Here is a 26,310-nt window from a genome sequence, read left to right on the forward strand (position 1 = left end):
AGACCAGGCTGGCGCGCTTCGCCAGGCAAGACTGATATGGCTGCATTGCGAGGTTGAATGATGAGGCAGACCAAGCTGACCAAGGCCGCGCGTGGCCGCGAGTGCCAAGTGCGTATCCCAGGCGTGTGCAACGGCAATCCCGAGACTACCGTCCTTGCGCACTACCGCTTGGCAGGCACCTGCGGGATTGGCAAGAAACCGCATGACTTGCAGGGCGCCTGGTGCTGCAGCTCGTGCCATGACGCTTGCGATGGGCGCAGCAAGGCAGTAGATCGCGAAACAGCCCGGCAGTATCACGCCGAGGGCGTCATGCGCACCCAGGCGCTGTTGCTCAACGAGGGGGTGCTCATTGCATGAAGCCGGCAACCGTGTCTGGGTTCAGCCCCAAGAGGCCCAGGGCCAAGCGCGTAGATCGCGAGGGCAGCGAGCAGGCCACCCTGATGACCGAGGTCAAGCTGCGCTATCCAGAGGTGTACGCGAATCTCCATCACACCCCGAATGGTGGCCATCGCAGCTGGGCCGAAGCCAAGCGGCTCAAGGCCCAAGGCACCAAGGCTGGCATTCCTGATCTGCAGCTGACGCTGGCCCGCGGCGGATATTTCGGCCTGTTCATCGAGTTCAAAGCCACCGTTGAACCGGCACCTGTCTCGCCTGAGCAGTACGCCTGCATCGAGCGGCTGACCCGCGAGGGTTACCTGGCGGTCGTTTGCTACGGCCATTTCGACGCCATGGAGTGCTTGCGAGCCTACATGGCCCTGCCCAAAACCGAGGTAGTGCAATGACCAACACCGCTGCTGTGAAGATCAGCGATTCAGAGATCCGCCGGCAGGCCGCCGGGTCGGCGCGAGACTTGCGCAGCCTGGCCAGCAAAGGCCTTTATTTCCGGTTTCATCGGTCCCGCGATCGAGGCTCCTGGTACCTAGTCATCAAGGGCAAATGGCACCGGATCGGCTCATATCCAGAGCTGAGTGCCGCCAAGGTGGCCGCTGCGCTGCCGGATATCCGCCTGCGCCTGGAAGCCGGCGAGGGCTCCAGCCTTTCGAGCTGGGTGCTGACCGGCGAGCTGCTGACCTGGTTCGCTGAGCGCATGGCCCTGGACCGCAATCTGTCGGGCAAGCGCAAGAGCACCGGTGCGTCGGCCATCAAGCAGCACCTAGTGCCGCGCCTCGGGCAAGTGCCGCTTGCCCAGATCGACAAGGCCCTGCTCGACCGCGAGCTGATGTGGCCACTGCAAGAGACCCTGTCCATCGACTACGTGCGGTTGGTCTTCCAGCTGCTGGCCCTGGCCTTCCGGCAAGCCTTCAAACTGGGCCTGATCAGCTCCAATCCCATGGCTGGCATCCGCTTCGGGGATTTCTCGAAGGCAAAGGTCACGGTGAAGCCATCCCGCCTGCGTGGTGTGCACCTTGAGGACCTGATGAGCCGCATGAAGGGCGTCCTGGCCCACCGGCCGCAGCATGGCGTGCTGGCTCTGATGATGCTGTGCCACGGTACTCGGCTGGGCGAAACCCGGCTGGCCCGCTGGAGCCATATCAGCCTGGCCGAGCGTGAATGGTACATCCCATCCGAGCACACCAAGACCGGCGTGCAGCATCGTTTGCCCCTGACCGACCAGGTGCGGTTCCTGCTGATGGCCTACCGCGAGATCCAGCGTAATCAGGGCTATGACGGCGAGTTCGTTTTCCCGGGTCGCCAGGGCAAACCCATGAGCGAAGCCAAGGCATCGGCAGTCTTCACGGTCATGGGGCAGGGTGAGTGGACAAGCCACGACCTGCGCAAGCTGGCCCGCACAGGCTGGGCTGATCTGGGCGTTGACCACCTGGTGGGTGAGCTGCTGATCAATCACGCCATGGGCCACAACGTTAAGGTGTACATCCAGTCCGACATCATGGCCCGCAAGCGTGAGGCGCTGGAGAAGTGGCACGCACACCTTGATCAGAAAGGTTTCGAGTCGGTTCACGGCTTGACCGGCGATAGATCGACGGATTCAGGGATTCTCTCGCGGGCCGCTGAACGTGCGGGCTTCGGGGCGGTTCCGGTATCCACCATAAGCGAGGATTCAAAATGAGCCAAAACATGCAGAAGGGCGATCTTGCGTTGACCCTCGTGTTTGACTCCGAGATCCCCCAGGGCAGCCAGGTGGAGCTTATCGAACGCATTCAGAAGGGGCAGACCTTGGTCGGCAAAGATCGCCAAATGAAGGCGCCTACTGCTGGCTGGTACGTGACCAATCCGGGTGCAGCCGCGAAGGTCGCCTATGGGGATGCCGAGCTGATGCCACTCCGCGGCGAGGGAGTACCCGCTCTGAAGCTTGAGGCCGAGGAGATCTGTTTCCTCCTCAAGGTGCAGGCATGAGGAAAAGCCACGGCCCTGCGCTGCGCAAGGAGCGGGTCAATCTGGCCCGCTGCCCAGACTGCAACGGAAGGGCAGTGATGAAGGGCGTCTTCTATGAGTTGCCATGTGGTCGCTGCAACGCAACGGGCTGGCTGTCGGCCGTCACTGGCGAGCCGCTGCCGCTGGAAGAGCTTGTAACGCAGTTGGGCCTGCGAGTGCGCGAGCTGGAGCAGCAGGCTGATCGCCAGCGGCCACCGCGCACTACGGGTCCATCTGATCAATACGAAACGAACAACCGTCGCGGCGCTGGCGGCACAAACTTCACCGGGGATTGATGACCATATGAAAAAACGAACCTATGTCGATAAAGCCTTGGGTGATACGGCTTATATGCTGGAGCAATGGGGCTGGTGGCGTATGGATGGAATGGGAGTACCGCAGTACGTCTGCCCGCTCTATGCCCTGATGCGTGACAACCTCCCTTCTGTCGGCGGAGCCAAGCAGTATGTCATTACCGATGACTTGGCCTTGGCCGTCGACGGCGCCGTGGGCCGCTTAACCAGGCGTGATGTGCAGATGGGCGGATTCATCTGGCTCTACTACGGAGCCAAGTGGCCAGCATTGCGGATCGCTCGGGAGCATAAGATGGGGGAGGCGAAAGCGCGCGAGCTTATCAACACCGGCGTGGCATGGATTGACTGTGCGCTGGAGCAGCTGCGTGAAGCTGCATAAAACGCTTTCCGCGCGGATAAACCAATGGTTTCATAGCAGCGTGTCCAGCTTGAAACAGCGCGACACAAGGAGCCCCGGCCCGACGCCGGGATTCTTTGTATGCAGCCGAAGTCGGTTTTGCGATACTGAAACGCCATCAAACCAAGGAAGACGTTGATGCGCTTTCCAGCTTTACCCGCCATCATTCTGATGTCCCTGCTCACAGGTTGCGTTTCTGCCCCCCCTCTCAACTTCTCACTGCAAGACGTTGAGCCTTCAAAGCGTCCGCTAGACGCGGAGCTGCGAAGTGTTTCTGTGTCGTTCGCAGCCCCTTCGGAGCAAACAGGCGACGTTCCATCCAATGGTGAGGGTATACCGTTGCTCTGGGAGCGGGCATTGGTCGAAGCAGTGAATAAACGCTCGGTTTTCAACGATGAGTCTGCGAATAAGGTGAATCTGTTCGTCAAGATCAAACAGTTGGAGCCGCCAGCGGGAGGTTTCACTATGGTCACCGCCGCAACTGCCAGCTATTTGCTCGTTAATAGGAAGAGTGGAGCAACGCTCTTAGAGCAGACGATTACTACGAAGGGCTCTGTTCCACCTGGGTACGCATTTGCCGGGTATGTTCGCGCTAAAGAGTCAATCAATCGTGCTGTGCAAAACAATATTCGTGAGTTCCTGGATGGGCTTGATTCAGCTAGCAAGTGACTTAGAACCACTCAAGCGTCAGCAATTTTAAAATTGGATTAACTGAAGGCCCGTCGTTGTGATGGGCCTTTTTCTTTGTGGAGCTCTCGATGGACCCGACCGACCTCGGCCCAGGCACAGCCACCTGGCTGGGCGGTACGGGAACCGTCCTGCTGGGCGGCTTCCTTTGGCTGCGCAAATTTCTTTCGAAAGACGCAGCCGATCGCGCTATGGACAACGCCGACATCGGCACTGTCCGTCGCCTGAATGAGCTGCTCGACTCCGAGCGGGAAGCCCGGAAGCTGGCCGAGGCCCGTGCCGATCAGTTCGCCAAGGAACGCAACGACTTGGCTGCAACGGTCGGTCGGATGGAGGGGAAGATCGAGGCGTTGACCAGTCAGGTGGCCAGCCTCACTGAGCGAGTAACGCTGCAGAGCGATGAGATCGCCCGGCTGCGAACCAAGCTGGGAGGTACTTCGTGATGGACAGATGCGTACTGGAATACATCGCCAGGCGCTGGTGGCGGCGCGTCGAGGTTTGGATGATCGCGCTTCTGCTCGTCGTCGGTGGCGGCTTCTGTGGCTACCAGCTCGCGCAGTGGGCCTTGGCAAAAAGCTACCTGGAGCAGGTCGCCACTGTTCGTCAAGCATACGATGAGGCGACCAAGCAGAGGGACCAGCGCCTTGACGAACTGACACGCCGCACAGACAGCGCCGCGGCCAAGGCTTCCAAGGCAGCTACTACGGCGACCCAAGCGGCAGACAAGGCCGACGAGGCCCTCAACAAAGCACAGGCGGAGAGCCAGCAATGATCAACCTGACTGACAGCAAAGGGCGCGATCACTTCGTAGCGCCCAGCGCCATTGCTCGCGTGCAGGAGGCTAGCGCCAGCTCCCAGTGGCACGGTATCTGCGCCACTGTCCATACGTTTGACGGCCAGGTGCTGGAGGTGCGTGAGCGTGCTGCCGATATCGCCAGCCAAGTCGGCATGCATCGAGAGGCTTAGACATGGCTAGGCTCAAGACCGTGGCCAGCCGGCTACAGGCCAGCGTACCCGACCGAGTGAATACGATCGCCTCAGACAGCTGGCGCAGCGGCTTGACCAGCTCCCAACGCGGCTACGACTACCGCTGGCAGAAGGCACGCGAGCGCTTCCTGCATGACAACCCGCTGTGCGTATACTGCGATCGGCTTGGTCGCACCACAGCGGCGCGCGTCGTTGACCACGTCGTGCCCCACCGCGGCGACAAGGTGCTGTTCTGGGACCCGACCAACTGGCAGGCGCTGTGTAAGAGTTGCCACGATTCGGTCAAGCAGGCCGAGGAGGCCGCAGGCTTCGACGGGTGACCGCACTACGCCCAAGACGATGCCGTTGGTGCAGAGGCACGCCATTGACGTGCTGCAAATGGGGTAGGGGGGTCAAAAGCTTGGGATTCTCATCTAGCTAGACCGCTCCCGACCCCACGTACAGATTTTTTTCCTCCACAGGATTTTTGTTAAATGGCTTTAACATCCCGCAAGCGCGCTTTCATCGCCGCGCTGAGGGAAGGTGCGTCCAATAGGGACGCTGCTGTGGCCGCTGGCTACTCCGAGCGCACAGCGTCTGCGGCGGGCTCTCGGCTGGTCAAGGACAAGGACGTGGCGGCCGAACTGATGAAGCTGCGCGCCCTGGGGCTGATGCCTCGAGATGTTAAAGGCGATGTTAAACCGGATGTTAAAGCCAGGCCCGCCGCCAAGGCTGCTAAAGAGGCTGAGCCGGGCCCGGAAGGGGCACCGAAATCCGAGGAGCAAGCAGAGCCGGAACCTGCCGGCTTCGACCTGGCCCAGGCGCTGCTCCACCGTGACCCGAAGGACTTCCTCCTCTCGGTGATGAACGACATGGGCACGGAAGCGAAGCTTCGCGTAGACGCTGCCAAGGCCCTGATGCCATTCGTTCACCCGCGCAAAGGCGAGAGCGGCAAGAAGGACCAGGCCCAGGCCAACGCCGATAAGGCAGCTACCGGCAAGTTCGGCACCCGCCGCGGCCCGCTGCAGTCGGTGAAATGATGGAGTGGTCAACCGCCTGCCCAGACTGGGAGCAGCGCATCGTTGCCCGCCAGAGCCTGATTCCGTTCGAGCCGCTGTTCCCCACTGAGGCCGAGGAAGCCCTGGACGTGTTCGGCGCGCTGCGCATGGTGGACGCCACCGGCAGTCCACTGATGTGCGAGGCCGTACTTGACTGGGTCAACCAGTTTGTGGCTGCGATCTTCGGCGCCTACGACCCAGACTCGGGCCGGCGCCTGGTCAGCGAGTTCATGCTGCTGATCAGCAAGAAGAACGGCAAGTCAACCATCGCCGCCGGCATCATGCTCACCGCACTGATCCTCAACTGGCGGGCGTCGGGTGAGTTCATCATCTTGGCGCCGACCAAGGAGATCGCGGATAACTCCTACCTCCCGATCCGGGACATGGTGGGTGCTGACGAAGAGCTCAAGGCCTTGCTCAAGGTGCAGGATCACCTGCGCACCGTGACGCACCGTCAGACTAACGCCACCCTCAAGGTGGTTGCGGCGGACAGCGAGACGGTGTCGGGCAAGAAAGCCATCGGCGTGTTCGTTGACGAGCTGTGGGTGTTCGGCAAGCGGGCCAACGCCGAGGCCATGCTGCGCGAGGCCACTGGTGGCCTGGCCTCTCGGCCAGAGGGATTCATCATCTGGGCCACCACCCAGTCCGATGCGCCGCCGGCCGGCGTGTTCCGGCAGAAGCTGATGTACGCCCGCAAGGTGCGCGACGGCGAGATCGTCGATAAGTCGTTCTTGCCGGTGCTGTATGAATTTCCCAAGGCGATGCTAGACGCCGGCGAACACCGGGACTTCTCTAACGCGTACATCACCAACCCGAATTTGGGGCTGTCGGTTGACGAACCCTTCATCGAGCGTGGGTACGCCCAGGCGCAGCTGGACGGTGAAGAGTCGTTCCGCGGCTTTCTGGCCAAGCACCTCAACGTCGAGATCGGCCTGGCGTTACTGTCGGATCGCTGGGCAGGCGCGGATTTCTGGGAGGCGCAGACCTCCGAGCTGTGCCACACGCTGGAGGACCTGATCGAGCGCTGCGAGGTGATTGATATCGGCGTCGATGGCGGGGGGCTGGATGACTTGCTTGGCTTTGCAGCACTCGGTCGAGAGCAGGGCACACGGCGTTGGCTGACCTGGACCCATGCCTGGGCCCACCCATCAGTACTGGAGCGGCGTAAAGCAGAAGCGCCGCGCATCCGCGACTTCGCGAAGGATGGGCACCTGACCCTGGTTGAACGCATCGGCGACGACATTGAGGCGGTGGCACAACTGGTGGCGCAGGTTGAGCAGGCCGGCCTGCTGGACAAGGTCGGGCTGGACCCGGCCGGCGTCGGGGCGATCCTCGACGCGCTGGAAGCCATGGGTATTCCGCGCGAGAAAATCGACGGCATCTCACAAGGCTGGCGCCTGGGCGGAGCCATCAAAACTGCCGAGCGCAAACTGGCCGAGGGCACGCTGCTACACGGGGGCCAGCCGATGATGGCCTGGTGCTGCGGTAACGCCAAAGTCGAGCCCCGTGGCAACTCGATCCTCATTACTAAACAGGCCAGCGGCTCGGCCAAGATCGACCCGCTGATGGCGCTATTCAACGCTGTGACGCTGATGGCCCTCAATCCAGAGGGACAGGGCGGCATGGAAAACTTCATGGCCGGCATTCGGGATCCACTGATCGCATGAACGCATTTCACTATTTCATCATCTGCGCGGTGTGCGGATTCGGCCTGGCCTGCGCGGGCGTCTGGATGCTGGCGGGTACGGGCTGGTCTCTGATCGCGGGCTCGGTCAGTCTGTTCAGCATTGCAGCGTTCATTCGCCGAGGGCTGAGCAGTGATTAAAACCCTCTCTCAAGCACTCGGCACTGCAGCCGCCAAACCCTCGGCAAGCATGAGCAGTTGGCTGGGCAAGAGCATTCGGTTGTCGGACGGTGGGTTCTGGAGCGCCTTCTTGGGCGCCCAGTCCAGTAGCGGCAAGGCTGTCACGGTCGACAAAGCCATGCGCCTGTCGGCGGTCTGGGCGTGCGTGCGCATCATCTCTACCTCGGTTGCAGGCTTGCCGCTCAGCATCTACCGGCGCCTTCCGGACGGCGGGCGTGAGACGGCGCGAGACTTCCCGCTCTACGATGTGGTGCACAACAGCCCGAACGAGGACATGGCCGCTTTCCACTTCTGGCAGGCGGTTGTTGCTTCGATGCTGCTTTGGGGAAATGCCTACTGCGAGATCCACCGGTCCGGTGGAAGGGTCATCGCGCTGGATTTCTTGATGCCGTCGCGGGTGACTCCCGAGCCGGACGACGATGGCAGGCTGCGTTACTTCTTCCAGCCACGCAAGGGCGCCCGCCGGGAGATCGCCCAGGCCGACATGCTGCATATCCCAGCGTTCACCTTGGACGGGCGAATGGGCCTGTCGGCGATTCGTTACGGCGCCGATGTATTCGGCTCGGCCATGTCGGCCGACGATGCCGCCAATACCACCTTTAAGAACGGGATGATGCCCACCGTAGCCTTCTCGGTGGATAAGACGCTCAACCCTACGCAGCGTGCCGAGTTTCGAGACTACGTCAAGACGATCTCTGGCGCGCTCAATGCGGGTAAGAGCCCGGTGCTTGAGCAGGGCGTGAAGCCCGAGATGATCGGGATCAACCCGGCTGACGCCCAACTGCTCGAATCACGTGGGCACAGCATTGAGGAGATCTGCCGTTGGTTCGGCGTCCCGCCCTGGATGGTGATGAAGACCGATAAGGGCAGCAACTGGGGCACAGGCCTTGAGCAACAGCAGATCGCGTTTCTGACCTACTGCATCATGACGTATACGGCACCGATCGAGCAGTGCGTGAACAAGCGATGCCTAACAGCGGTGGACCGGATCAAGCACTACGCGGAGTTTTCGCTGGAAGCCTTCCTGCGCGCTGACAGTGCCGGCCGTGCCGCCTACCTCAGCACCATGGGCCAAAACGGCTACATGACCCGAAACGAGGGTCGGCACAAAGAGAACCTGCCCAGCATGCCTGGCGGCGACATCCTCACCGTGCAATCGAACCTGGTACCGCTTGACCAGCTGGGCAAACAAAACGACAGCCAAGCCGCGCGCGCGGCGCTGATGAACTGGCTTCAAAGCAACTCCGGGGAGTAACCCATGAAACACAAGATCCAGTCTCGCGGCCTGCGCAGCGAGATGAGCCCGCGTGCGCTCGATAAATGGAACCCCGCCATCCAGGCGGCCGTGGAAAACACCTCGGAAACCATCACCATCTACGGTGTGATCGGTGAGGACTGGTACGGGGAGGGCGTGACCCTCAAGCGTATCGATGCAGCGCTGCGGGCCATTGGCGACCGTGAGGTGATGGTGTACATCAACTCGCCAGGCGGTGACATGTTCGAAGGCATTGCCATCTACAACCGCCTGCTCGAGCACAGCCAGAAGGTCACCACCAAGGTGCTGGGTATGGCAGCCAGCGCCGCGTCGATCATCTACCTGGCTGGCGCCGAGCGCCAGGTCGCCAGCAGCGCCTTCCTGATGATCCACAACTGCTGGACCTTCCTCGCCGGCAACCGCCACTACTTGCGCGACGTGGCCGACGACATGGAGGAGTTCGACGCCGCCATGAGCGACCTCTACGCCGAGACCAGCGGCCAGACCCCTGAAAGCATGGCGGAGCTGATGGACGACGAGACGTTCATCCGCGGTAAGCGTGCCGTGGAGCTCGGCCTAGCCACCAGCATCCTCGCCCCAGGAGAAATCACCGAGCGGGAGACCGAGGAATCTGCCCAGGCCAACGCCCTGAAGGCCATGGACACAGCGCTCGCGAAAGCCGGTATGCCCCGGTCCGAGCGCCGCGAATTGTTTGCCAGTTTCAAGTCCAGCATGCCTCGCGCTGCTGGCGGGGGTACGCCTCGCGCTGCCCTGACCGACAAGCCGAACGCTGTCGCGCCAGACCTCTCCGCCTCACTGAGCGCGGCAACCAATCTCTTGAACTCTCTGAAAGGTAAATGACCGTGGACTATGAAGCCCAAGTCAAGGAAATCAACGCCGCCCTCAAGGGGATCGGCGACCAAATCAAAAGCCAGGCCGAGGCAACCGAAAAGCAAATCAAGGCCTCCGGCGCGATGAGCGAAGAAACCCGCGCCAAGGTGGACGAGTTACTCACTAAGCAGGGTGAGCTGAACGCGCGCCTGGGCGAAGCCGAGCAGAAACTCGTCAACGCCAGCCGAGGCCAGCAGCATCAGGAAGAGCCGCAGAAGTCGGTGGGCGCCCTGGTAATTGAGAGCGAAGAGATGAAGGACATGAACTCGTCCTTCCGCGGCTCCCGCCGGGTATCGGTTCCTCGCGCCGCGATCACTACTGCCACCGGCGGCAGCCTGGTCGCGCCTCAGCGCCTGGACACCATTGCCGCGCCGCCTCCACGCCGTCTGACCATCCGCGATCTGGTGGCGCCCGGTACCACCGAGTCGAACTCGATCGAGTACATCCGCGAAACCGGCTTCACCAACAATGCGCGCACGGTTGCGGAAAACACGGCCAAGCCGTATTCCGATCTGACCTTCGCACTGGCCACTGCCAATGTGCGCACCATCGCGCATCTGTTCAAGGCCAGCCGCCAGATGCTCGACGACGCCAAGGCACTGCAGAGCTATATCGACGGCCGCGCCCGCTACGGCCTGACGATGGCCGAGGAAGCCCAGCTGCTGTACGGCAGCGGTACCGGCGCCAACCTGCAAGGGCTCATGACCGTCGCTCAGTTGTACGCCGCGCCCACTGGTGTGACCGTGGTCGGCGAGCAACGAATCGACCGCCTGCGCTTGGCGCTGCTGCAGGCCGAGCTGGCCGAGTTCCCATCGGACGGCATCGTGCTCAACCCCATCGACTGGGCGGCGATCGAGCTGACCAAGGACGGTGAGGGCCGCTACATCATCGGCCAGCCGCAGGACGGCACCACGCCGCGCCTGTGGAACCGTCCCGTCGTCTCCACCCAGGCCATGACTCAGGACGACTTCTTGGTCGGCGCTTTCAAGCTAGGCGCGCAGATCTACGACCGCATGGAAATCGAGGTGCTGATCTCGACCGAGAACGACAAGGACTTCGAAAACAACATGGCGACCATCCGTGCTGAAGAGCGCCTGGCCTTCGCGATCTACCGCGAGGAAGCGTTCGTTACCGGTCCGCTGACCGGCAGCGGTTCGTAAGCCATCCACTTCAAAGGCGCCAGTAATGGCGCCGTACAGGAGCGATCTCATGGCTAATACCAAGAAGCAGGACAAGCCAAACCCAGTACCGGCGCAGGCTGTAGCAGCCCCGGCTGACCTATCATTGAACTCGGTGCCCAGCGAGAGCGACACAAGCGGTGCAGATGCGGCCGCAGGCGGTGTGGCAGTCACCGTGCCCGGCGCTGAGCCAGTCGCCAACACGGTGCAAGAAGCGAGTAGCCCAGCGTCCGAAGATGCTGCAGGTGCTGGCGCCTCGCTGAATCAGCCGGGCCAGGCTGACGACGCGCTGCATGGCGCTACCGATGCGGCAGGGCTGGAAGAATCCACCTCGAGCGCCTCGGTCGAGTTGAACCCGGCCACGGTCGTGGTTTACCCGCTGCGCTCGTTCATGGACGAGGGCGAGCTGCGCCGGCGCCATGGTCCGGGCTACCTAGTACCGCGGCGTCATGCCGAAGAGCTTGAACTCCGCAAGCTGGTATCGCGCACTCCGCTGGAGAAGTGAACCATGTCAGTGATCAGCATGGCGCTGGCCCGCGCCCACCTGCGTGATCCGGACGATGACGACGATTATCTGCAGCTGCTGATCGACTCGGCCGAGCTCTCGGCAATGAACTACCTCAACCGCCAGGTTTACGTCGATGCGCAATCGATGGCAGAGGCGATACTGGCAGGCCTGGCCGGGGATAAGCCTATGCTCAGCAACGCGCCGGTCAAGGCGGCGTGCCTTCTGATCCTGGGGCACCTCTACGCCAACCGGGAAGACGTAGTGACGGGGACCATCGCCACTGAACTGCCTCGAGGCTCGCAGGCCTTGCTGACCCCGTACCGGGTGGGGTGGGGCATATGAGGGCCGGGCCGCTTCGCCATTTATTCGAAGTCACTTTCCGTCACGAGGAGCGCACCAAGTCCGGTGGGGCTGTCGTCACCTGGCTCCCAGCAGCTCGTCCAAAGATGTGGGGTGAAGTGCGCAAACCCTCTGGCCGGATCATCGCTGTAGCTGAAAAGCTCAAAGCGATAGTTACAGCCGAGATCATCAGCAGGCCTCGAGCTGACATGGTGGCAGGCGTGGGGCTCACCCGCCGCGGCGTCACCTATCAGGTCGAGGCTGTATTGCCAGACAACGAAAACACGCTGATGAGACTTCTTTGCTCATCGGTACCAAATCCATGAGGTGAACCATGAAAATTCAAGCATTGGGCCCGCTGACCGGTGCATCCGGCGAGCGCGAAAAGGGCGATATCTTCGAAGTGAAGAAGGAATACGGCGAAGGCCTGATCGCGCGCGGCTACGCGGTCGAGGTCAAGGAGGAGGCGGTTCCGGATAAAACCGCCAAGGCCCAGGCCAAGGAGTAGGCCATGGCCCGCCGCTCGAAGATGCGCGGCGATATACGCCTCAGGCGAACGTTGCGCAACATCCAAAAGACCATGGACAACGAACTGGCCCCGGCCATGCGCCATGCCGCCGAGCGGGTGCTGGCCACGCAGCAACAGCTGATGCCCAAGGATACGGGCGCTGCCGCTGCCGCACTGAAGATCTACGTCGCTCCCAGCGGCCTTGATGCGCAGATCGGGATTAGGGGCAAGCGCGACAACCGCAAGTTCTTCTATCTGCGCTTCATCGAGTACGGCACCAAGGGCTACATCGGCGGCAAGCGAGCCGGGAACCGCAACCGGCGGGCGACCAACAAGAGCGACGGCAAGCATTTCTTCGGCAAGTACCCGGACATTCCGGCCAGGCCGGCGCATCCGTGGCTTCGGCCCTCCATCGACGTGAACCGAGAGTACGTAATGGCTGACATCGAAACAGCCGTGCGCCGCACGCTGCGCAAGGCAAGCCAGGGGGTGAGCGATGGCTGACCCCTCGGTATCGCTGCAAGAGGCCATTTTTGCCAGGCTCCATGCCGAGGTGAGCTGCCCGGTCTATGACGGTGCCCCCATGGACGCCGACATGCCCTATGTGTCGATCGACCGCGAGGTTTCAGTCAACGTCAGCCCGATATCGGGCCGTAAGCGCCAGCAGCGCTTGCTGTACTTGTCGGTCTGGTCTGACACGGTTGGCCAGGCGGAGGTGAAGCGCATCAACGGGGAAGTCATTGCCGCCCTGGACGAGCGCCCGCTGCCGCTGAGCGTCGGCAGGGCAGTCTCTGTGCGCGTTATCCGGTCGGACGCCCAGCGTGACGCCGACGGCGTTACCTACCAAGGATCGATCACAGTCCGCGTCATTACCACCCACTGATCCACCTACCGGCCGCACCGCGGCTTTATCCAATGTGCCTTTGGAGGAACCCCCATGGCCGATGACAACCTGAACACCGCTGCCGGCTGCCGCTTCTGGCTTGGCGGCAAAACTGGCGCTGACACCCAGACCCAATACGAAGCCGACACCTATGTCGAGGTGGGCGAAATCGAGGACCTGGGCGAGTTCGGCGACACATTCAGCAGCGTGACTTTCACGTCGCTGAAGAACGGCCGCGTGCGTAAGTACAAGGGCACCGCTGATGCTGGTGACCTGACGCTGACCGTGGGACTGGACAACGGCGATGCCGGCCAGAAGGCAGTGAAGGTCGCTCACAAGGACCGTAGCAAGGGCGACTACAACATCAAGATCACCCTCAACGATGGTGATCCCACCGCCACCCCAGTGGTCAGGTCGACCACCTTCTACATGCGCGGCAAGGTGATGAACAACACCGTTGCACCAGGTGCCGCCGACAACGTCGTGCGCCGCAACATCACCATCGGCATCAACTCGGACATCCTCGAGCTGCTGCCTGCCGCTGCAGCATGATAGGAGGCTTCTGTGAGCAAAACTCTGCACGGCACCGTGACCGTCAAACTGGGCAATGAAGAAGTCACTCTAAAGCCCACCCTAAAGGCGGTCCGTGCTATCGAGAGTCGCTTCGGCGGCCTGCGCGGGGCATCCTCAGCTCTGCACGCAATAGGTGTGGATGTGGTCGCCTTCATCATTGCCGTCGGCGCTGGGCTTGAGGGAAAGGCTGCCGAAGCGCTGCCTGAAAAGGTCTGGCAGGAGGGCGTGGCTGAACTCACACCTCCAGTCACCAAGTATCTCGGTGCGCTCTATAATCCGCGAGGCGGTGACCCGGGAAACGATCAAGCCGGGACGGCGTAAGCGCTGTCGAGGACGGCAGTTACGTTGACCGGCTGTATGGGATAGCTACTGGCTGGCTGGGCTGGGCCCCTGATTTGGCTTGGTCCACGCCGCTCCCTGAGCTGTTCATGGCCATGGATGCCAAAGTTGAGTGGGTGCAGATGACCAACCCGTTCGGCAGCGCGAAGAAGCAGACCGCGAAGGAGAAACCAAGCGCTTCAAGCGTGGCGGACAAGCTGAGGGCGGCACTGACAGGAAGACGCGCCAATTAGCATTTTGTTAGTCTTCCTCCTCCAGTGGGAGGGATTGACGAATGCAGAAAATGATAGTGATGCTTCCTGCTTTTTTGTTGTTGGCAGCATGCGGGCAATCGGATGCAAAAAAGGCAGAGAGTGCAGCTGCTATGGCTGAGATAAGGAACCAGCGCGTCGCTCGAGAGTTTGTGAGCGGAGTTTTAAAGGATCCAGGCAGCGCCGAATTTCGTAATCAGCACGGGCTTTGCGGCGAAGTGAATTCTAAAAACTCGTTTGGGGGCTATGTTGGTTATCGGAGGTTTATCGCAGCGACCAAGGAAATGGTAGTTTTCGAAAATGATGGCCGCATGAACCCCGGAGATTTTGAGAAAGCCTGGTCAGCGCACTGTCGTTAGTTTCCCGTTTTATACCACCCGCTTCGGCGGGTTTTTTATTGCCCGGAGAAAAGCATGGCTGATCAACAAGTTCAGGGGATGCTGGTTCAGATCGAAGCGACGACTGCCCAGTTGCGACGTGAATTGGCGAGCGCCGATCAGCTGGTTTCGAAGTCCAGCCAAGCTATTGATCGTAGCCTTGCAAAGGTTGACTCCGCCTTTGATCGGGCAGGCGCGGCGGCTCAAGGTGCAGGAACCCTCATGCGCGGTGCCTTTGCGGCGATAGCGGGCGCCGGTCTCATCGGTGGAATCATCAAGCAGGTTGATGCTTATGGCCAGATGTCAGACCGGATGAGGGCGGCTACTGGAAGCGCTGCAGAATACCAGATGGTGCAAGAGCACCTGATGCAAACTGCCCAGGAAACATACCGGCCGATGGCCGAGGCTCAAGAGCTGTACATCCGGACGGCCGATGTGATGCGTACTCTGGGCTTCAGCACTCAGCAGACGCTGGATATTACTGATAGCTTCAGTTTCCTGCTTGTAACCAACGCAGCTTCGGCGGACAAAGCAAGCTCAGCGCTGGATGCCTACTCAAAGGCGCTAGCAACAGGAAAAGTTGATGCGGATGGCTGGATATCTATCCAAACGGCGATGCCGACAGTGGTCGACGCGATCGCTAAGGCGACCGGCAAAAGTACCGACCAGGTACGCACCCTGGGTACCGAGGGGAAACTCGCTCTTGATGACATCAACAATGGTTTGCTGAAAACCGTTGAGGTAAATCGCAAAGCCGCGGCAGACATGTCGACGAGCGTTCAGGATGCCCTGAACAATATCATCAATGCCACCGGCACTTTCCTCGGAAAGCTTGAGGGGCAAACGGGTGCTGTCGCTGGGCTATCCAAGTTTCTAGTGGCGCTGGCGGATAACGTTGACCTTGTGGCCGTGGCTATGGCCGGAGCCGGCGTGGCAGCTCTGACCACTTATGCGACTAAGGGTTACGCAGCTGTCGCGGCATTGCGCGCGCAGCACGCCGCTTCACTTCAAGCCGCCAAATCGGCTTTTGTAGCTGCAGATGCTCAAAGGGTTTTCGCCCAAGCTCAGCTTCAAGAGGCTCAGGCTTCAGTGGCTGCGGCTAGCGGATTACAGCGACTTGCGCTAGTACAAAGCCAGCTCATTCCGAGGCAAGCCGCGCTTGCTGCCTCGACCGAAGCGTTGACCATTGCTCAAACTAACCTGACCCGCGCGACTACCACGGGAGGCCTGCTGGCTGCGCTAGGTGGGCCAATGGGATTGGCGCTGTTCGCCGGCACCGCTGCGGCCAGCCTATTGCTGTTGCGAGACAACGCCGACCAGGCCGGCGTCAGCCTCGACGACCTGCATAAACCAGTTTCGCAGCTGCGCGAGGAGTTCGCCAAGCTCAGCAAGGACCAGCGTGAAGCGTCGCTGATTAAGTGGCAGCAGGAGCAGATCACTTCGACTGACAAGGTCAAAGACGCTTATGGCGATTTGGCGCAGTCGATCCGCGCTGCCACCGTTACCGCACCTGTTCGCGATTCAGGCGGGCAGTACAACAGGCAATTGGCCGATTACCAGTCGGTCATTGACCGATTGAATGAGGCGCGTACCAGCGGAGAGGGACTGTCGCCCATCCTTCAGGAAGTCGGCAAGCGTTTGCAACTCCCAGCGGGAACTGTCCAGCAATGGATCACTCAGGCCGGCGCCGTCAGTGATGCTGATCAGCGATCGGCAATGATCGCCAATACGCTGCGTGTACTCACCGGCGTTACCGAGCAGAACACCGCCTCAACCCACGAAAACAACGCCGCCAAGGCGGGTATGAGCACCGCCGGGCAGACATACCTTGAAACGCTGCAAAAGCAGCTCGCAGGCCTCCAGGACAATGGCGATGCGATCAAGATCGTAAACCGGTACCTTGGCGAACATACCGATCTTACTGAAGCTGACCGTCAGGCAGCCATTTCTGTCGCGAACGCCATAGAAGCACAGAAAAAGGCGAATCAAGGCGCCAAGCAAGTTACAAAGGAAGCAACCTCAGCACAGACGAAGCTGAATCAGCAGCTCAAAGAGGCGGAAACGGCTTTCCAACAGTTGAAGAAGGTCTACGACCCCGTCGGGGCGGCAGCCGATGAATTCAAGAAACAGACCCAGGCACTCGACCTGCTTTTGTCAAAGAAAAAGATCACTACCGGCGAGTATGGCAAAGCGCTTGGTGCTCTGGCCGAGCAGTTCAATAATACCGTACGTGCCTCTACCAGCCTGTCCCAGGCGATGAAGTATCAAGCAGATCTTGAGCGTCAGATTGCATTGGCTAGCCAGCAGGGGGATGCCGCTGCAGCTGCGATCGGTATGGGCGATAAGCGCGCAGGTCGGGCTCAGTCCAGGCTGGCGCTCGAGCAGGAGAACAACAGCAAAATTCTTTCATTGCGCGATGAGCTTGCCACGGCCTCGAGTGAGAAACAGCGGCAGGAGCTCGAGAAGCAAATTGAACTGAGACGGGAGTACGGCGCGAAGCTAGTCCAAATCCAGGAGGAGACGTTTACCAAGATCGACGCTGCCCAGTCGGACTGGGGGAACGGAGCAGCCGCGGCTTTCGAGAACTACCTCGACAGCGCCGCCGATGTCGCTGGCCAGACTCAGGATCTGTTTACCAATGCGTTCGGCAACCTGGAAGATGGCATTGTGCAGTTCATCAAGACTGGCAAGGCGTCGTTCAAGGACTTCGCGGACGCGATCATCGAAGACTTGATCCGAATCCAGGTGCGCCAAGCTGCTGCAGGCTTTTTGAGCAACGCATTTGGCTTTATGAGCGGGGGCACCCAAGCCTTAGGGCAGGGCACGATGAGTGGATACAGCCAGGGTTCATTTGTGGCCAATGCGAAGGGCGGGGTGTATGACTCGCCAAGCCTGTCTGCTTTCTCCGGCGGCGTGTACGACAGCCCGCAAATGTTCGCCTTCGCCAAGGGCGCGGGAGTTTTCGCAGAGGCCGGGCCAGAAGCAATTTTGCCCCTGCACCGGGGCCCGGACGGTTCGCTTGGTGTAATGGCCGCAGGCGCTGGTGGAGACACGGGCGCACCATCGATCACCTTTGGGGGCATCACTCAACACATCCGGGTTGGGGGGCAAGCAGACGCCGCCACGCTCGCCGACGTTCGGCGCGCAGCCGAGCAGGGTGCACGGGATGGCTACGACCTGATGCTGCGTGACTTCAAAACGAACGGCGCCGGCCGGCAGATGCTGCGCCGAACCTAACAACCCATGCCAGCTCTGGCAGGCACTTTCGGAGTTATCCAATGGCGGAGGAATGGCCCGAGGACCTTGAGCCCACTGAGGTCACCTGGGGCGTTGTTTACAACAACCGGGCTTTCACCTCTTCACTCAACAATGCCCAGCAAATCGCCTCGCACCCTGGCGCCTACTGGGTCTGCACCCTGACATTTGGTGTGCTTTATGAAGAAGATGAACGAGAGCTGACATCGCTCCTAGGCCGTCTGCAGGGGATGTTCGGAACCGTCAACGTACCTTCGATCACCAGGGTAAGGACTGACGACATAGGATCGCCAGTTGTGGCGGCTGCTGTTGCGCAATCCACCAGCTTGCAGTTACGCAACATGCGGCCAGGCATCAGGGTTTTCAGCCGAGGCGATCACATCACCATCCTGGGCGAGATGTTTGAGGTGGTGGAGCACGCTGCTACAGATGGCAGCGGTTCTGCAGTGATTCGCGTCAACAAGCGAGTGCGCAGAGGTTTCGCACCCGGCAGCCCGGTTGAGTATCGAAACCCCTACTGCGAGATGAGGAGAGCGGACGACACCAATCAATGGACTGTTCAGCCGGTGATATCGAATGGCAGCTACCAGTTTCGAGAGGCTTTCTGATGCCCACATCATTTCCATTCAGTCAGAGCGTGGTGGACATCATCGCATCTGGACGATTCATGACCGTTTATGCCTGCCAACTCGACTTCGCTGATGGACCTGTATATGCCCATACCGGCACTGGTGAGTTGGTGATCGACGGGATTACGTATCTCGGTGTTGGTCAATTTGGTCAGGTAGGCCAATCACAAGAGAGCGACAACTCAGGCTCACCTATGGCTGTTGACCTAACGCTCAACGGCCTGGATGCCTACATCATCAGCGAAACAAACATTCGGGGCTGTCGCGGACGTTCTGGAAAACTGTTGTTCGTCGTTTTCGACGAAGACGGCAACTACGCCGTCGACATACTTTTCTCAGGGCGTATGGACGCAGCCACCTTCTCGTATGCGGGTAACGGCGAGGACGGCAACAAAATCACTGTGCCGATCGTGGACCGCATGGCCGAATGGAGCCGTACCGGTACCGAGCGCTTCACTGACGAGAATCATCGTGCACGCCACCAGGGAGACCGGTTTTTCTACGCCGTCGCCCAACTGTCCGAGTGGCCCATCTACTGGGGGTCGAGCAAGGACGCCCCGACCTTTGCCTATGAGAAATAGCTATGCGCCACAGAGATTGGACGATACGTCTCAGTGAAGTGATCAAGGCCGCCAGAGAGCGGCCTTTTTCATGGGGCGAGTTTGACTGCTGCCTGTTTGCAGCGGATTGCGCTGTTGCGGTGTGCGGAACCGACCCCGCTCAAGCATACCGGGGCACCTACAAGACTGAAGCCGGTGCAAAGCGGGCTTTACGGAAGACTCACGGTAGCCTGGAGGCGGCCTGGGATGCGTGTTTTGTCCGGGTATCCCCTGCGTTCATCCAGCGCGGAGACATCGCGATGTATGAGGCGCCAGGTGGCAAGTCCATGGCGGTTTTCTGGGCGAACGAATTTTGGGCGACGACCGAAGATGGCGTGCACCGCGTGGTGTGTGAGCCGACAGCTGTGTGGAGGGTGGAATAGATGAGCGGTGGCGTAAAAAAACTTGCTCAGGTTGTTGTCGGCGCCGTCATTGGCTTCGTTCAGGGTGGACCCGTAGGTGCGGTGATCGGTGCGGGCCTAGCATTCTACGCAGCTGAGCAACAGGAAAAGCTCAACACGAAGTCGCCGCTGCGCGACAACGAACCGTCTGCTCAAACCGTTCGTTCTTCCAAGGCGCCTGTTCGGTTCATCCTCGGGCGCGTCAGCACTGGCGGGGTCCTGGTCTGGGCCCAGGAGGAGCGCGGGGCGCAAACGACCGGCGAATGGCTGCACCTAGTATATGTGCTCTGTGAAGGCGCCATTGATGAGCTGGAGTACATCTACCTCGGTGAAGAGCTCATCGGGAGCTATGGTGCAGATGCCTCGTATGAGCTGGTCGTCAATCCGACCCAGGTGAACACTTTTCTCAAGGAAAACTGTCCTGATTGGAAAGACACACAAATCGGCCGCGGGCTGTCGTACGTACGGATCTCCCTGCGTTACAGCGCAGAAAAATTCCCATCCGGCATTCCCGATGCGCGCTTTGTCGTGCGCGGGCGAAATGACATTTTTGACCCCCGTACGGGCAGATCCGGCTGGACCGAGAACACGGCTTTGCACCTGCTGTGGTTCCTTCGCACGCGATGCGGGGTGCCTGATGATGAGATCGTGTTTGAGACATTCGCGAGCGGTGCCAACGTCTGTAATGAGTCAGTGCAAAACCCGGACGGAAGCTCAAGCCCTCGGTACCGTAGCGGCTGCGTGATCGGCGCCGATGAACAGCGCACCAACGTATTGCAGAAGCTCGAGGCAGCCTGTGCGGGCAAGCTGATCAGAGTCGGGGGTCGCTGGATGTTTCAGGCAGGTGCCTATTACGGGCCGTATGACTTCGAGATCACCGAAGACATGGTGATTGGCACCATCACCGGCAACACTGAAGCGACCAATGACGCCGCCATCAACACGATCCGCGGCACGTTCATTGATCCTCTGCAGTCCTGGACCGAGACCGACTATCCCGAAGTCTCTGTTGCTCAATGGGTTGAGGAAGACGGGGGCGAGGCAGCAGAAACGCTGTCATTCTCCTACGTCAGCGACCCATACCAGGCCCAGCGTCTGGCAAACATCGAGCTCCGTCGGCGTCGGTCGGGTGGCGCGCTGAATATCCCGCTCAACTTGGCTGGCTACAACTGCCGGCCTGGTCGGGCTGTGCGCGTTAACTTGCCATCGCTGAACATCCTCGGCGAGTTCATGGTTACCAACTGGTCCATGGGTACCAGCGAGGGCTGTACGGCGTCGGTGCAGGCCTATGAGGCTGCCATCTTTGATGACGCCGTTGGCAAACCCTACAACCCTATCGGCTTTATCAAGCTGCCCGCTGGCGGTCTGGGGAGCCCAACGAATCTCCGCTGGGATGTAGAGGACGCAGCAGAGATAAGTCAGGGCGTGTTGAGCTGGGATCGGCCTGCAGGGATCGTTTCGGGCTTCGCTGTAACTGTGCGACAAGCGGGCGCCGCGGTGCAGGCGCTGCAAGTGCCGGAGACCACGACTCGGATGCCGATCTCTGGCCTGACATCCGGCAGCTATACCATGGGCGTCGCTGCTTTGGGCCCGCTCGCACGCTCAGGCGAAGCGACCATCACGGTTGATGTGAATGGCCCGCCAATGCCTGAAACCTGCGCTGTTCAGGCGACGATCGATACGATCACTCTTATCCCCGGCAATACGCTGCACGGCCTCAACGGCGGCACCTATGAATATTTCTGGTCTCCAGATCCAGCCGCCACGCAGGGCGAGTTCCTCGGTCGAGGGCTGAGCATCACCCACACCGGCCTGTCGTTCGCCAAGAGTTATGCCTACTTCGTCCGCTCCAAGAATGCCTACGGAGTGAGCGCCTTCCTCAAGGTTGTCGCAGCGACCTCTATGGATGTTGGAGCCATCCTGGAAGGCATCAAGGGCAAGATCACCGAGAGCGAGCTGGGCAAGGAGCTCACCAGCAAGATCGAAAAGATTACGCTCATCGATGGCAACGGCCCGGGCTCGGTGAACGAGCGGATCGGCACCGCCAAGACGGAGCTGGCCAAGCAGATCAGCGACGTGAACAACGCCCTTGGCACTGTGAAGGGCAATCTCGAGCAGCAAATCACCGCCGTGAGCGCGGACGTTTCGGCTGCCAAGACCGAGCTGCAGCAGCAGATCGCCAACGTCTCGGCCCTGGCCGGCTCTCTGCCATACCGCAAGGACAAGGCCTACAGCGTCGGCCAAAGCGCCCTAGGCAGCGATGGCAAGTTGTACCAGGCCCTGATAGCGGTACCGCTGAACACGCCACCGCCGAACGCCACCTACTGGACCGATGTTGGCCAGGCGGTGGTGACTGCCAACGGCATGGCTGCGCGCGTCTCGAAGGTCGAAACCGATGTGTCGACGCTTGATGGCAAGGTGACCGCCCAGGCGTCTCAGATCAGCGGGCTGCAATCGAGCCTGACCACCACAAACGGCAACGTCTCGGCTGCTCAGCAGGCTGCCCAGGATGCGGCCACGCTGGCGGGCGGGAAGGGCAAAGTCATCATTCAATCGGCAGCGCCTGCTGTCGCGGATCGTTTGGCGCAGAACCTCTGGATCGACACCACCAGCAATGCCAACACCCCCAAACGCTGGAACGGCTCGGCTTGGGTTGCGGTGACGGACAAGGTGGCCACCGATGCAGCAGCTGCTGCTCAGTCGGCGCTCAGCCAAGTGGCGCTGAAGGCCGACGCAAGCGTGGTAAGCAGCCTGAGCACCCGGGTTAGCGAGGCTGAGGGCAAGCTCACGTCGCAAGCCACCAAGCTGGATGGCATGCAGACCAGCATCGACGGCAAGGCCAGTTCGCAGGCGCTGCAGCAGGTCACAAGCCGCGTGACGGCGACTGAAGACAAAGACAAGGCCCAAGATCTGCTCATCAGCTCGCAAAGCCAGGCACTCACTTCGCTGACCGACAGCGTGAGCAAGAAGGCTGAGGCCTCGACGGTTCAGGCCCTAGGCAACGACGTAAAGTCGCAAGGAAACATTCTGTCGGCCCAAGGTTCGTCTTTGACCAAGATCGAAGCTTCCATCCCTGGTCTGGCGGGCGAGAACCTTCTTTACAACCCGTCTTTTGAACGCAAGGCACCTGGTGATACAGGGCTTGCCGATGGGTGGTTGCAGACCGGCGCTGGCGGCACGACACGAATAGCTACGCTGGTGCCCTCACAGTTGGCCCCAGCAGAGTTCGCGCAGCGTCTGGATGCTACTGGTCTAGGCGCTGGCGTATGGATCCGCTTGCAGACGATCGATGCGAAACGGGCCTCTGTTTCGGCCGGACAAGCCCTGACCTTCTCGGTCTACATGCGGGCCACACCTGGGCTCATTCTGCGAGCCGAGCTCTACTTCAGGAGGCCTGACGGAACCCCATCCGCTGGCGGCGCTGGAGTTGCAGGGCTGAGTATCACCGCAACCGGATCGTTCCAGCGGGTGACCGTCTCGGGCATTACTCCGGACGATGCATCGATCTGCGCTGTTTATCCGGTGGCTTTCGGTACGGCAGCGGTGACATCTGGGTTCTTTGAGGCCGATCGCGCACAACTCGAAGCTGGCGAGGTTGCTACGGGTTGGCGCGACAGTGGCCAAGTCAACGCGGCAGATGCGGTGGCGAATGCGAGCGCCACGACGCTACTGGCCGGCAGGATCACCAAGAATGAAGAGGGAATCAAATCCACCAGTGAGCTGGCCACGCAGCTGGGCAACAGTCTAGTCACCACAAACGGTAACGTCGATAAAGCCCAAGGCGCTGCCCAGGCCGCGAATGATCTGGCCGGCGGCAAGGGCAAGGTCATCGTTCAGAGCCCAGCTCCAGCGACAGCAGATCGCCTGGCGCAGAACCTGTGGATCGATACCACTGGCAATGCGAACACACCAAAGCGATGGACAGGCACCACCTGGGCAGCTGTCACTGACAAAGTGGCGAGCGATGCAGCGGCAGCTGCGCAGTCGGCACTTGGTCAGGTAGCTATGAAAGCTGACTCGTCTGCGCTGCAAACCTTGGGTTCAACTGTCTCTCAGCAGGGGCAACAAATCCAGGCAGACGGTCAAGCCATCACACGCATTGATGCGTCGTTGAACCAGGTCAAGAGCGACACGGCGAGCAATGCCTCGGCAACCTCGGCGCTCACAGGGCGGGTTGGTGCCACCGAAGCAGGATTGACCAGTGTATCTGGCCAGCTCACTGAGGTGAGCAACAGCATCGGTACCGCCGGAGGGGAGAATCTGCTCTACAACCCCTCTTTCGAAAAAAGGGCTCAGGGCAACGCCAATCTTGCCGATGGCTGGACTTATACCGGCGCTGGTGGGACTACAAGGACCCCGTCGCTAGTGTCTTCGCAGCTTGCTCCTGCAGAACTGGCGCAGCGATTGGACGTGACAGGACTTGGACGGAATATATGGGTAAGGCTGCAACCTGTCGATGCGAAAAGGATATCGGTTTCGGCAGGGCAAACGCTGACGTTTTCCGTCTACATGCGTGGTACAGCAGGTCTGATCATACGTGCTGAGCTTTACTTCAGGAAGGCGGACGGCTCCCCCGTAAATGGGACCTTCGGGGCTAGTCTCACAGCAGGCAATGCATTCCAACGGGTGGAGGTCACAGCCGCCGTTCCTGCTGATGCAGTGTATTGCGAAGTCTATCCTGTGGCGTTTGGCATCGACTCTATTTCCACTGGCTTTTTCGAAGCTGATCGCGCCCAACTCGAGCAGTCACCGCGCGCGACAGGATGGCGTGATAATGGACAGGTGGTGATCGCTGAGCAGAGCGCCACGTCATCGGCGGTAGATTCGCTCAACTCTGCGGTGAGTCAGCAGGCCGGTAAGATCGAAAGCGCGACCAGTCGTACCACTGCGCTGGAGAATACCGTCAACAGCTCCTCTAGCGGACTGGCGACCAAGGCCAGCACGGCGGCGATGAACACGCTTTCGGGCCGGATCACGGCAACAGAAACAGGCCTCACGTCAGCCGGTAACAGCCTTAACCGGTTGAGTAGCCAGATTGGATCGATTGGCGGCACTGGGAGCAACCTGATTCCGGCGGAGTTCGCTACGTTCACCGCGTCTCCACCTTCGATGCACATGGCATCAACCTTGACGCTGTCCAGCGTGCAGGATGCAGCTGCGTACTCGGGTTATTTGCTCAAGGCCGACTCCGCGTCCGGCCCGGCTTGGTTGTATCTGGCCGCTAGCGCCGGTGATTACAACCTGCGCTTGGTCGCTGGGCGACAATACATTTTCTCGGTTTGGTCCAAGGGCAGCGCTGCTCATAGCGTAGGGGTTCGCTTGCGGTACCAGAACAGCGCCGGGGGGGCGGTTGAGGTAGGACTCTCAAGCGTAGATGTAGGCACCAGTCTCGGCCGCGTGAGTACGGTGATCACCATTCCTAGCGGCGTGGTGGGACCTGCCAGCATTGTGCTGTATACCCAGGCAGGCTCTGCAGCGGGAACCACATGGTTCGACGGCTTCATGCTCGAGGAAAAGATAGGTGAGGCCATAACCCCATCCGCTTTCACTCCTGGCACCTCAACGCGCCAGGCTGCTGGTCAAGCGCTTGCGGTATCTGCGCTGGATACCAAAGTCACGCAGCAGGGTGCCAAGATCGAGTCGGAGGCCAAGCGCACGGACGGGCTGTATACGTCAGTGGGCAACGCCAATGCTGCGATTCAGGATGAAGCCACCACGCGCACGAATGCCGACTCGGCGCTGAGCACGCGCATCACCACCGCTCAGGCAAAAGCTGATGATGCTCTCGCAGCAGCCCAGAGTGAGGTCACGGCGCGAGCCGATGCCGACACCGCCTTGGGCAAGCGCGTTGACACTGTTCAGAGCAACCTGGGTAGCACCAACGCGTCAGTGCAGCAGATCAGCACGGCGCAAACCAGTTTGAACAACAAGGTCAACGCCTCGTACTCGGTGCGGCTCCAGGTAACAGCTGGTGGGCAATATGTGGCTGCAGGGTTTGGCTTGGGGGCGGATAACAGCAGTGGAGTGCTGCAGTCGGTCTTCGCTGTGATGGCGGATCGGTTCGCCGTGCTCAATCCGAGCGGTAATGGATTTGTAAGTCCATTTGCCATTCAGAATGGGCAGGTGTTCTTGAACGAAGCCTTTATCTCAATCGCGACGATTCAGAGGGCAATTGTAGGTAATTCCATAAACTCGTCGGAGCTTGCAAATAATGGAGTTCCAATTATGCGCATGGACTTCGCTAGTGGGACGATAATCATGCAGAACAAAGCGGCGTCAGCCTATACGGTGTTCAACCGCAGCGGAATCGATATGGTTATCAACGGTGTTCGGCGCATTCGTATGGGTGAGTGGTAATGGCAACTGGTCTCGAGGTTTACGGCGCAGACGGTCGACTGCTCGTCAACATGACGATGTCGATCAGTCAGCACCAAGGGGATATTGTCACCAATGCAGCGGGCGGGGCGATAACCCTGCCCGGTATTCCGGCGGGCAAGCGGCGGTTCTATATCGTCGTGCCGCTGGTCGATACGCAGCAATGGAAGGGCAAGAAACCGGGCGTGACAATCTCGGGCAATACGCTGTCCTGGCAATACCAGCACTCAACTTGGTTTGGTCAGTTCAGCGCCAATTGCAGAATCTACTACGGCTACTATTAGGAGGTG

General features: G+C 60.3%; 33 protein-coding genes. All 33 read left to right on the forward strand.

The features are described from left to right. The first annotated feature begins 60 nt into the window (after positions 1 to 60). Positions 61 to 357: a DUF1364 domain-containing protein gene (locus NMB38_RS10160; protein WP_494355040.1), complete on the forward strand. Its 297-nt coding sequence runs from the start codon at positions 61 to 63 to the stop codon at positions 355 to 357. Further along, complete coding sequence (locus NMB38_RS10165) at positions 354 to 782, forward strand: VRR-NUC domain-containing protein (protein ID WP_494355041.1); 429 nt, start codon at positions 354 to 356, stop codon at positions 780 to 782. Before NMB38_RS10160 ends, NMB38_RS10165 begins: the two co-directional genes overlap by 4 nt. Continuing rightward, the gene (locus NMB38_RS10170; RefSeq protein ID WP_494355042.1) at positions 779 to 2,068 is read left to right on the forward strand and encodes a tyrosine-type recombinase/integrase; all 1,290 of its coding nucleotides are present in this window, start codon (positions 779 to 781) and stop codon (positions 2,066 to 2,068) included. The genes NMB38_RS10165 and NMB38_RS10170 overlap by 4 nt, the downstream gene beginning before the upstream one ends. After that, the gene (locus NMB38_RS10175) at positions 2,065 to 2,355 is read left to right on the forward strand and encodes a hypothetical protein (RefSeq protein WP_494355043.1); all 291 of its coding nucleotides are present in this window, start codon (positions 2,065 to 2,067) and stop codon (positions 2,353 to 2,355) included. Before NMB38_RS10170 ends, NMB38_RS10175 begins: the two co-directional genes overlap by 4 nt. Beyond that, positions 2,352 to 2,669 (forward strand): hypothetical protein, encoded by a 318-nt coding sequence (locus tag NMB38_RS10180; protein WP_494355044.1) that lies wholly within the window; start codon positions 2,352 to 2,354, stop codon positions 2,667 to 2,669. The genes NMB38_RS10175 and NMB38_RS10180 overlap by 4 nt, the downstream gene beginning before the upstream one ends. A 7-nt stretch (positions 2,670 to 2,676) precedes the next feature. After that, a complete protein-coding gene (locus tag NMB38_RS10185; RefSeq protein WP_494355045.1) occupies positions 2,677 to 3,066 on the forward strand; it encodes an antiterminator Q family protein in 390 nt (129 codons plus the stop codon). Positions 3,067 to 3,222: 156 nt separating this feature from the next. Further along, positions 3,223 to 3,753, forward strand: a complete 531-nt coding sequence (locus NMB38_RS10190; protein WP_494355046.1) for a UDP-N-acetylglucosamine acyltransferase — start codon at positions 3,223 to 3,225, stop codon at positions 3,751 to 3,753. A gap of 89 nt (positions 3,754 to 3,842) precedes the next feature. After that, positions 3,843 to 4,214, forward strand: a complete 372-nt coding sequence (locus NMB38_RS10195) for a chemotaxis protein (protein WP_196127663.1) — start codon at positions 3,843 to 3,845, stop codon at positions 4,212 to 4,214. Beyond that, positions 4,214 to 4,543 (forward strand): hypothetical protein, encoded by a 330-nt coding sequence (locus NMB38_RS10200; protein WP_444757150.1) that lies wholly within the window; start codon positions 4,214 to 4,216, stop codon positions 4,541 to 4,543. Before NMB38_RS10195 ends, NMB38_RS10200 begins: the two co-directional genes overlap by 1 nt. Continuing rightward, entirely contained in the window at positions 4,540 to 4,737 is a 198-nt protein-coding gene (locus NMB38_RS10205) for a hypothetical protein (protein ID WP_494355047.1), read from the forward strand. The genes NMB38_RS10200 and NMB38_RS10205 overlap by 4 nt, the downstream gene beginning before the upstream one ends. Before the next feature lie 2 nt (positions 4,738 to 4,739). Further along, positions 4,740 to 5,078 carry an HNH endonuclease gene (locus NMB38_RS10210; RefSeq protein ID WP_196127660.1) on the forward strand — a complete coding sequence of 113 codons (339 nt, stop codon included), beginning with the start codon at positions 4,740 to 4,742 and terminating at the stop codon, positions 5,076 to 5,078. A gap of 153 nt (positions 5,079 to 5,231) precedes the next feature. Further along, positions 5,232 to 5,777 carry a terminase small subunit gene (locus NMB38_RS10215; protein WP_494355048.1) on the forward strand — a complete coding sequence of 182 codons (546 nt, stop codon included), beginning with the start codon at positions 5,232 to 5,234 and terminating at the stop codon, positions 5,775 to 5,777. After that, positions 5,774 to 7,462: a terminase large subunit gene (locus NMB38_RS10220; RefSeq protein ID WP_494355049.1), complete on the forward strand. Its 1,689-nt coding sequence runs from the start codon at positions 5,774 to 5,776 to the stop codon at positions 7,460 to 7,462. The genes NMB38_RS10215 and NMB38_RS10220 overlap by 4 nt, the downstream gene beginning before the upstream one ends. Beyond that, complete coding sequence (locus tag NMB38_RS10225; RefSeq protein WP_198528913.1) at positions 7,459 to 7,620, forward strand: hypothetical protein; 162 nt, start codon at positions 7,459 to 7,461, stop codon at positions 7,618 to 7,620. Before NMB38_RS10220 ends, NMB38_RS10225 begins: the two co-directional genes overlap by 4 nt. Further along, complete coding sequence (locus NMB38_RS10230) at positions 7,613 to 8,914, forward strand: phage portal protein (protein WP_206405743.1); 1,302 nt, start codon at positions 7,613 to 7,615, stop codon at positions 8,912 to 8,914. The genes NMB38_RS10225 and NMB38_RS10230 overlap by 8 nt, the downstream gene beginning before the upstream one ends. A gap of 3 nt (positions 8,915 to 8,917) precedes the next feature. Then, a complete protein-coding gene (locus NMB38_RS10235; RefSeq protein ID WP_494355050.1) occupies positions 8,918 to 9,775 on the forward strand; it encodes a head maturation protease, ClpP-related in 858 nt (285 codons plus the stop codon). Next, positions 9,772 to 10,965, forward strand: a complete 1,194-nt coding sequence (locus tag NMB38_RS10240) for a phage major capsid protein (RefSeq protein WP_494355051.1) — start codon at positions 9,772 to 9,774, stop codon at positions 10,963 to 10,965. The genes NMB38_RS10235 and NMB38_RS10240 overlap by 4 nt, the downstream gene beginning before the upstream one ends. Before the next feature lie 49 nt (positions 10,966 to 11,014). Next, positions 11,015 to 11,488, forward strand: coding sequence for a hypothetical protein (locus tag NMB38_RS10245; RefSeq protein WP_494355052.1), 474 nt, complete (start codon positions 11,015 to 11,017; stop codon positions 11,486 to 11,488). 3 nt (positions 11,489 to 11,491) lie between these two features. Beyond that, positions 11,492 to 11,833, forward strand: coding sequence for a head-tail connector protein (locus NMB38_RS10250; RefSeq protein ID WP_494355053.1), 342 nt, complete (start codon positions 11,492 to 11,494; stop codon positions 11,831 to 11,833). Beyond that, positions 11,830 to 12,156, forward strand: a complete 327-nt coding sequence (locus NMB38_RS10255; protein ID WP_494355054.1) for a head-tail adaptor protein — start codon at positions 11,830 to 11,832, stop codon at positions 12,154 to 12,156. The genes NMB38_RS10250 and NMB38_RS10255 overlap by 4 nt, the downstream gene beginning before the upstream one ends. An 8-nt stretch (positions 12,157 to 12,164) precedes the next feature. Next, a complete protein-coding gene (locus NMB38_RS10260) occupies positions 12,165 to 12,338 on the forward strand; it encodes a hypothetical protein (protein ID WP_181074849.1) in 174 nt (57 codons plus the stop codon). A 3-nt stretch (positions 12,339 to 12,341) separates the two neighbouring features. Further along, entirely contained in the window at positions 12,342 to 12,842 is a 501-nt protein-coding gene (locus tag NMB38_RS10265) for an HK97 gp10 family phage protein (protein ID WP_494355055.1), read from the forward strand. Beyond that, complete coding sequence (locus tag NMB38_RS10270; protein ID WP_494355056.1) at positions 12,835 to 13,221, forward strand: DUF3168 domain-containing protein; 387 nt, start codon at positions 12,835 to 12,837, stop codon at positions 13,219 to 13,221. Before NMB38_RS10265 ends, NMB38_RS10270 begins: the two co-directional genes overlap by 8 nt. A gap of 54 nt (positions 13,222 to 13,275) precedes the next feature. Beyond that, positions 13,276 to 13,773: a hypothetical protein gene (locus tag NMB38_RS10275; RefSeq protein ID WP_494355057.1), complete on the forward strand. Its 498-nt coding sequence runs from the start codon at positions 13,276 to 13,278 to the stop codon at positions 13,771 to 13,773. A gap of 12 nt (positions 13,774 to 13,785) precedes the next feature. Next, a complete protein-coding gene (locus NMB38_RS10280) occupies positions 13,786 to 14,115 on the forward strand; it encodes a hypothetical protein (protein WP_494355058.1) in 330 nt (109 codons plus the stop codon). Between the two features lie 107 nt (positions 14,116 to 14,222). Next, the gene (locus NMB38_RS10285; RefSeq protein ID WP_494355059.1) at positions 14,223 to 14,366 is read left to right on the forward strand and encodes a hypothetical protein; all 144 of its coding nucleotides are present in this window, start codon (positions 14,223 to 14,225) and stop codon (positions 14,364 to 14,366) included. Positions 14,367 to 14,407: 41 nt separating this feature from the next. Beyond that, the gene (locus NMB38_RS10290) at positions 14,408 to 14,743 is read left to right on the forward strand and encodes a hypothetical protein (protein ID WP_494355060.1); all 336 of its coding nucleotides are present in this window, start codon (positions 14,408 to 14,410) and stop codon (positions 14,741 to 14,743) included. A 54-nt stretch (positions 14,744 to 14,797) separates the two neighbouring features. Continuing rightward, positions 14,798 to 17,998, forward strand: a complete 3,201-nt coding sequence (locus NMB38_RS10295; RefSeq protein WP_494355061.1) for a phage tail tape measure protein — start codon at positions 14,798 to 14,800, stop codon at positions 17,996 to 17,998. Positions 17,999 to 18,039: 41 nt separating this feature from the next. Then, positions 18,040 to 18,624, forward strand: a complete 585-nt coding sequence (locus tag NMB38_RS10300) for a hypothetical protein (RefSeq protein ID WP_494355062.1) — start codon at positions 18,040 to 18,042, stop codon at positions 18,622 to 18,624. After that, complete coding sequence (locus NMB38_RS10305; RefSeq protein WP_236167110.1) at positions 18,624 to 19,226, forward strand: hypothetical protein; 603 nt, start codon at positions 18,624 to 18,626, stop codon at positions 19,224 to 19,226. The genes NMB38_RS10300 and NMB38_RS10305 overlap by 1 nt, the downstream gene beginning before the upstream one ends. A gap of 2 nt (positions 19,227 to 19,228) precedes the next feature. Continuing rightward, on the forward strand, positions 19,229 to 19,627 hold the full coding sequence (locus NMB38_RS10310; RefSeq protein ID WP_441344844.1) for a DUF6950 family protein: 399 nt from the start codon (positions 19,229 to 19,231) through the stop codon (positions 19,625 to 19,627). After that, positions 19,628 to 26,002 carry a phage tail protein gene (locus NMB38_RS10315; protein ID WP_494355063.1) on the forward strand — a complete coding sequence of 2,125 codons (6,375 nt, stop codon included), beginning with the start codon at positions 19,628 to 19,630 and terminating at the stop codon, positions 26,000 to 26,002. Beyond that, entirely contained in the window at positions 26,002 to 26,304 is a 303-nt protein-coding gene (locus NMB38_RS10320; RefSeq protein WP_494355064.1) for a hypothetical protein, read from the forward strand. Before NMB38_RS10315 ends, NMB38_RS10320 begins: the two co-directional genes overlap by 1 nt. Positions 26,305 to 26,310 lie beyond the last annotated feature (6 nt).

The sequence above is a fragment of the Pseudomonas sp. FBCC-B35 genome (assembly GCF_059133755.1).